General features: G+C 63.4%; 4 protein-coding genes and 1 pseudogene. 3 read left to right on the forward strand and 2 right to left on the reverse strand.

The annotated features are described in order from the left end of the window. Together K225_RS0118965 and istB are read left to right on the forward strand one after the other, a co-directional pair. Positions 1-509: pseudogene (locus K225_RS0118965) on the forward strand (IS21 family transposase); the annotation flags it as partial. Next, complete coding sequence (gene istB, locus K225_RS0118970) at positions 502-1,287, forward strand: IS21-like element helper ATPase IstB (RefSeq protein WP_024815605.1); 786 nt, start codon at positions 502-504, stop codon at positions 1,285-1,287. The pseudogene K225_RS0118965 and the gene istB, both read left to right, overlap by 8 nt. A 785-nt stretch (positions 1,288-2,072) precedes the next feature. Here the strand turns inward: istB and radC are convergent. Next, positions 2,073-2,609 carry a DNA repair protein RadC gene (gene radC / locus K225_RS0118975; protein WP_081679745.1) on the reverse strand — a complete coding sequence of 179 codons (537 nt, stop codon included), beginning with the start codon at positions 2,607-2,609 and terminating at the stop codon, positions 2,073-2,075. 454 nt (positions 2,610-3,063) lie between these two features. On the opposite strand from radC, the gene K225_RS0118980 reads away from it, so the two are divergent. Beyond that, a complete protein-coding gene (locus K225_RS0118980; RefSeq protein WP_026437803.1) occupies positions 3,064-5,286 on the forward strand; it encodes a hypothetical protein in 2,223 nt (740 codons plus the stop codon). A 198-nt stretch (positions 5,287-5,484) separates the two neighbouring features. Here K225_RS0118980 and K225_RS21285 read toward each other — a convergent pair. After that, positions 5,485-5,741, reverse strand: a 257-nt coding sequence (locus K225_RS21285; protein ID WP_034713460.1) for an ATP-binding protein, incomplete at its 5' end; no start/stop codon positions are given.

A 5,741-nucleotide genomic window follows, 5' to 3' on the forward strand; every position in this document is an offset into this window, starting at 1 on the left:
GGGCGGGGCAAATGGTCAGCACACACCTGTACCCGGCGCAGATCGTGGTGGTGGCCGGCGATGCTATGGTGGCCACGCACGAGCGCCTGAGCGATCGCAACCAGACCCGCTACGACTGGCAGCATTACGTGCCGCTGATCGAGCGCAAGCCGGGCGCGCTGCGCAACGGCGCGCCCTTTGCAGACCTGCCCGAGCCATTGCAGCGCATGCGCAAAGGCTTGCTGCACCAGGAGGGGGGCGACAGGGTGATGGCGCAGGTACTGGCCGAGGTGCCCAAGCAAGGGCTGGACGCCGTGCTGGTGGCGGTGGAGTTGGCCCTGGAGAGTGCGCCGCCATCGGGGCGGGTGAGCACCGAGCACGTCATCAACGTGCTCGGCCGCCTGCAAGCGCAGCCCCTGCCCGAGACGGTTGCGACCAACCTGCAAGTGAGCCAGACACCCCTGGCCGACACGGCGCGCTATGACAGCCTGCGCGCTGGCAGCGACATGCAGGAGGCCGATCATGCGTGAGCTGGACAAGGAGTTCAAAGAGCTGCGCCTGTACGGCATGGCCGGGGCCTGGGAGGACCTGGTCAAGCAAGGCGGCCACGCCACGCTGGAGAGCTCGCGCTGGCTGCTGGAGCACCTGCTGCAAGCGGAAGTCACGGACAGGGCCATGCGCTCAGTGAGCTACCAGATGCACACGGCGAAGTTCCCCGTGCACCGCGACCTGGCGGGCTTCGACTTCGAATGCTCGCCCGTGGACAAAAAGCTCATCGAGCAGTTGGCCAGCATGGCGTTCACCGAGCAGGCGCACAACGTGGTGCTAGTGGGTGGCCCCGGCACGGGCAAGACGCATCTGGCCACGGCCATCGGCGTGGCGGGCATCACGCGCCATGGCTCACGCGTGCGGTTTTACTCCACGGTGGATCTGGTCAACGCACTGGAGCAGGAGAAGGCCCAAGGCAAGGCAGGCCGCATCGCAGCGAGCTTGCAGCGCATGGACCTGGTCATCCTTGATGAGCTGGGCTACCTGCCCTTCAGCCAGGCAGGCGGCGCCTTGCTGTTCCACCTGCTGAGCAAGCTCTACGAGCAGACCAGCGTGATGATCACCACCAACCTGGACTTCAAGGAATGGTCCAGCGTGTTCGGCGACGCCAAGATGACCACGGCACTGCTGGATCGACTCACGCACCACTGCCACATCGTCGAGACGGGCAACGAGTCCCACAGGTTCATGCACAGCACAGCCGTGGCCAAGAAACGCATCAAGGCACGCGAACAGGCCAAGAAGGCTGAGCCGTTCTGAGCGGTTCAAGGGCAAGCCGCTACGGGCTTCGCCCTGCGCGGCTTGCCCTCAACGGACGACCACCGAGCTCGATCACCAAGGAGACCAAAACCGACCCAAGGCACTACACTTATCCACAGCCGACCTTCACAGGTTGGCCATTAGCCCTGGCTCAAAATTCAATCGGCACGGTGGCTCAATTTTGAATCGGCGCCAACACCCTTCCCTCGGGAAGGGGTGGGGGATGGGGAAAACTTGCAGCCGAAGCAGTGAGCCAGTCACCTGGCCCACCGCTGAAAGATCCCCCCACAAGTCCCCCTCACCTGTGGATGGGGGCGCCGTGGGGGGAGTGCGGTGGGCCCGATGGCGCACGCGCTGCCCGAGCCTCTTCGGGCGACCAGCGAAGCGCAGTCGGCCGGGGGAACTGAGCAGCGGCGGCTCTGCGAACGGCGTGACACCAAGCGAAGCGACTGGCGCGGCGTTCGAGCCGTTGCGATCACTTCAGGGGTTTGATGTCTTGGGCATTTCCAGCGGCCCGGCATCGGGCATGGCGGGTGACCGGGGGGACGATCTGGCGAGCGGGATGGGACCACAGCGCAGCGGCGGGGACCGGCCCGAACGTCAGTTCGTCCAGCGGGCTCGTTCCCGCGCAGCGGGAAGGAAACCAGACCGCGATCCCCGGGCACGGGAAAGGGCCGCTGCTCCCTGTGCCGCCGGTGAACACCGGCCATGCTCTGCCCTCCCCTGCGCTCGCGCGAAGCGCGCTGATCAACGAAAAGAAAAAGATGGGGCCGAAGGCCCCAGCCTCAGATGAGGCCCATCTCCGCCATGGAGCGGACGTTGGCGTCTGTGACGATGAAGTGGTCGAGCACCCGCACATCGACCAGCGCCGCTGCTGCCTTGATCGTCTGCGTCAGGGCCTCGTCGGCCCGCGAGGGTTCGGCCGCCCCGCTTGGGTGGTTGTGCACCAGCAGCAGCGCGCAGGTGTTGCGCAGGAGCGCATCGCGTACCACCTCTCTCGGGTAGACCGAGGTCTGACTCACCGTGCCACGGAACATCTCGACGTAGTCGATGACGCGGTTCTGCGAGTCCAGGTGCACCACCGCAAACACCTCGTGCGGCAACTGGCCCAGTCGCAGCTTCAGGAACTCCCGCACCACGGCGGGCGAGGACATCACGTCGCTCCCGCGGACCTGGGCACCCAGCAGCCGCTGCGCCGCCAGCAGCACCTCGTCGGCCTCAGCCGGCCGGTACTGACCGGCCACGTCGCGAATGAGCAAACCGCCTGATCCGGCGGGCACCGACAGGAAAGAATCGAGGGAAGAAAACAGATCGTGCTGCATGACCAACTCCAGTGATCGGGCGGGATTGCCCGAGACCGGAACCGGCACGCCGCAGCGCAGCGGTCACAGGTTCGAAGACGGCCGCAAGGCCGCCAGCGCCCACAGGGCGCGCAGACCTTGACGGCGAGAACGGTGTGCAAGGATGAAGGGATCAGCAAGCCAGCCGAACCACATATGCAGGCGTGAGAATGGCAAGCGCAGCGCGCAGGCCGGGGGCATGGCCTCGGCCGGAGGCGTCAGGGATCGGAGCCGCATGGCCGCGACCCGGCACGGGGCGCGGGGCGCAGCCCGCAGAGCCCGACGGCGGTACGCCGGGACGCAATGAGAACCTACAACACACAAACGCCGCCGCAAAGCATGAGCACCGGCCGTGACCAAGAGCTGGCTGGCAGAATGAATTCCGGCGACAGTAGACCCCTCTTTGCATCCACTATGCCCCTTTCACCTTAGGCCGATGATCGGCACCTACTACGACACGGTGTTCGCCGCGGCTCAGGAGCGAGGTCTGCCCGTCGAAACAGCCGCAGACCACGCAGCCAGCGCGCTCCTGGATGGCAAGCCCGCTCGCCAGGGAAAGCGCAAATGGAGTGGCGCGGACCGTCACGCCGCATTCTGGGCGTCCAGCTTTCTGCGCAAGCTTCCGCAGGATGCCTGGCAGCAGGAATCGCTCGGCCTGGCGTTGGCCCGCTACCTTGGGCAGGATCGCTTTGCCGCCCCGGAAATCATGGCCCACGTCGCCAACATTGCCCCCGATGTGTTACAGCGGGCAGCCCGCCATGCCGGGCTGGTGTTGCGGCAAGATTCACCACGCTGGCATGAAATTCAAGCACTCGCCAACGGACATTCTGCCGCCCTGTCCGAGTTCGTTGACCTCTTCCGCATCTTCAGACAAGCGCAACAGGTGCGCGTAGAAGCGGTCGAGCGCCTGCGCAGGCCTCTGGCAGCGCTGACGGCCCTAGACCTGCTGGTCTATGCCAGTCTCTACGCCTTCGAGCGTTTGCTGCCTGACCTGCTAGAAGATCGATATGTACCCGATGAGCCTGATGCTCACGCGGTGTGGGATGCCATTGAAGACATGCTGGCGTGGAAGCTCACCACCTGCGATGCTGACAGCCTGCGCTTGAACGATCAAGCCATTGCCGTCTCGCTCAGGCATCACCTCACCCCTTTCCTTTTTCCATCCAACGAAGCACCCAGCCCTCGACACGATCTTTACAAGGCCTTTGTCTCACTGTTGGATGCGCAGGTTGAGTTAAGCGCCTTCATCGATCATTCTGCAGACGCCTTCAGCTACGACGATTCCATCTGCTTCGTGCGAAAAGGTGAGCGACTGGAAATCGTCGAAGTCGATGCACCTTCACGAGCCGCGTGGCAGCGTGATGGAGACAAGCTCAACCGCTTGCACCAGTACTGGCTGTATCGCGGCATGGATGAACTGATGGCCTCTCCCCAACTGTTGGCTTTGGTCAGCCCGGCGCATCTGGAAGCGAACCTGCAGGCCTTCGCCAAGGCCCTAGGCACTTGGCTGCGTTTGCAGGAGGTCTATGGGGTCACCCAACACTTGCGAACTGAGACCGGCTCAACCGTAGATGTCTTCCGTGCCCTGCTGGCCACCGAGTTGATGGCAGCCTTCTACATCGAGGACTTCCTGCGGCCCTACCACCAGAACCTGCTGCAATTCAACCATCCCTGGCTGGCGCTGGGGCGCTTGGCATTCGGCGGCCTGCTGCAACCCGAGATGCAGAACCGCTTTCCGATCACCTGGTCCGATCGTGCCGCCAAGATCGCAAGCATTACGCCCTGGACAGTAACGGCGGAACATCCGGAAGGCCAAGCCCTGGCGGCGGAAGCTATCTTGGACTTCTGGATCAGCGACTGGAACACACTATCTCAACGATTGCGCGAAGGAGATGCATCACTGCGCCCCCGTTGGCAGGAACGTCCATTGCTCAAGATGGGGCGTCACCTGTTCCAGTTGCCGTGGATGATGGCCCTGCAAAACAACGCCACGGCCACCGTCAACAACCTGCGCCGGCTGGGCTCACGGCGGGGAGAAGCGAGGGACGAAACCAGTCGCATCGAAGTGCGGCTGGGCGCACTGTTCGAGCAGCGAGGCTTTCGGGTGCACGTGGGCCATCACCTCGCGGCCGATTCAACCAATGATCCCGACGCCGGCGAGATAGATCTGTTGTGCGCGCTGGATGGACATTTGCTTGTCCTCGAATTGAAGTCCACCTACATGCGCCGCTCTATGAAGGACGCCTGGATTCATCGCACCTCAACCCTGCGCAAGGCGGGTTGGCAGTTGCACAGAAAAGTGCCTGCCATTCGTGCTGCACTCCGACATGACGAGGCGCTGCGGCGGTCATTGTTTTTACCACTGGATGGGGAGCCGAAGATCACCGCATGGATCGTCGACACCTCCATTGAGTGGGACCACCAAGCTTTCCGGGGCTTTCTCAAGGTCTCGCTGGAAGAAGTTCAAATCGCGCTGCGGGATGATCGACGCTGGCTGAACGACCCCGATGGGTTGTTTCGAGAGAGGGGAAGCATCAATGAATCGAGGGACCCTAGCACAGGAGCCGAGCCGGCAGACACCCTATATCCAGACGGCTTCTCGGCAAGGCGGTTCATTAAGGTTGTCGAGTCAGCTGCTGTGTGGTCAGGCTTGACATGAGCAGTAGAACTGCGGCACCTGCAGCGCCAAACTCTCCGAGTTGAAGTGTCATCTGTGACATTTTCGGATGCGCTGACTGAGCATGGCTTCTGGTTTTCTGTCTGGGCCGTCACGAGCCTCCGCAGGCAAAGCCCCGATGGCCAGGTCAAATTCCCCCACCCTTGGCCACCCCAAATTCCCCCAGGCAGGACGGTCGGATTATGACGACTCGGGTGTGACGGCGATGCGTGCAGCGGCCTCCTTGAGGCGGAAGCTCTTGCCCTCGAACTCCAGCATCGCGCAGCGGTGCATGAGCCGATCCAGGATGGTGCTGGCCATGGTGGCGTCGCCGAGGTATTTGCCCCAGTCCTGCACCACGCGGTTGGACGTGATGAGAACAGCGCGGCGCAGCTTGTAGCGCTGGTGCACGATGGCCTGCAGGACTTCAGCGGCATGCTCGCTGATGCGTCTGGCCA

The organism is Acidovorax sp. JHL-9, assembly GCF_000426205.1.
GTDB classification, from domain to species: Bacteria; Pseudomonadota; Gammaproteobacteria; order Burkholderiales; family Burkholderiaceae_C; genus Acidovorax; species Acidovorax soli.